The sequence below is a fragment of the Bartonella sp. AA78NXGY genome, from assembly GCF_042197005.1.
In the GTDB taxonomy this organism is placed as follows: domain Bacteria; phylum Pseudomonadota; class Alphaproteobacteria; order Rhizobiales; family Rhizobiaceae; genus Bartonella.
The window spans coordinates 1-929 of sequence record NZ_JBHIRI010000068.1 but is presented as its reverse complement, the minus strand read 5'-3'; the positions used below and the strand labels follow the sequence as shown (position 1 = coordinate 929).

Below are 929 nucleotides of genomic sequence, written 5' to 3'. Positions count from 1 at the left end.
CAATTTCTCCTCCTTTATAATTTTTTAAAAAACTCTTATAAGAAGATGTAAATTGTAAACCGAGAGCTTTCTCCGCCTTTTCAATCAGTAGATCATCAACTGCATCATCTTCAGTACCGAAATTGATAATATCATCATCATATTTATTCACTTTATCAATTAATACTGCAACATCATCTAAAGTATAAGTTTTCATAGATGATCCTCAAAACTTGCGTAACGCTCCATATTTCCTCTATCAATTTCACCTCTTCCATAGTTTTTTCCAAAAACTCTTGTAAAAAGGGATAGGTTGCGGAGCGGGAGTGTTCTCAGTCTTTTCAATCGGTTGGTCACCATCAGGTATCTCAGCTCCCACGCTTTCTTTAATTCTTTTGCAAAGGAATTCATAAAAATTACTTGCGTAATATTCGCAATCTTCAGATGGAAGCATGACATAGAGTGGGCATTCACCATCCCGAAACTGCGTATAATCAAAGTAAAAAGTCTCACCAAAATCTGTTCTACTTACGATAAGCTGTTCTGGTGTCGCAAAACCCCTTTTTCTATTATTTAAGTTGCGGAAAACAATATCACCAGCAGCAATACCTATTCCACAATCCCTATAAACGCTACAGATTTCATAACCTCCAATTTCTCCTCCTTTATAATTTTTTAAAAAACTCTTATAAGAAGATGTAAATTGTAAACCGAGAGCTTTCTCCGCCCTTTCAATCTGTAGATCATCAACTGCATTTTCTGCAGTACCCAAATTGATAATCTCATCATCATATTTATTCACTTTATCAATTAATACTGCAACATCATCTAAGGTATAGGTTTTCATAGATGAACCTCAAAACGTGCGTTATAAACGCTCCATATTTCCCCTATCATTTGCCCCTCCTCCATAGTTTTTTCCAAAAGCTCTTGTAAAAAGGGATAGGTTG

The 929-nt window shown here is 35.3% G+C and carries 2 protein-coding genes; both read right to left on the bottom strand.

All coding sequences use genetic code 11. The features are described from left to right. A partial coding sequence (locus ACFINL_RS09655; protein WP_375651482.1) for an SMI1/KNR4 family protein occupies window positions 1-196 on the bottom strand: 196 nt, incomplete at its 3' end. Between the two features lie 48 nt (window positions 197-244). Beyond that, a complete protein-coding gene (locus ACFINL_RS09650; protein WP_375651481.1) occupies window positions 245-826 on the bottom strand; it encodes an SMI1/KNR4 family protein in 582 nt (193 codons plus the stop codon). Window positions 827-929 lie beyond the last annotated feature (103 nt).

What these genes read in the sequence shown, in the direction of transcription:
- ACFINL_RS09650 (WP_375651481.1), bottom strand. Translation starts at nt 826, where the DNA reads ATGAAAACCTATACCTTAGATGATGTTGCAGTATTAATTGATAAAGTG.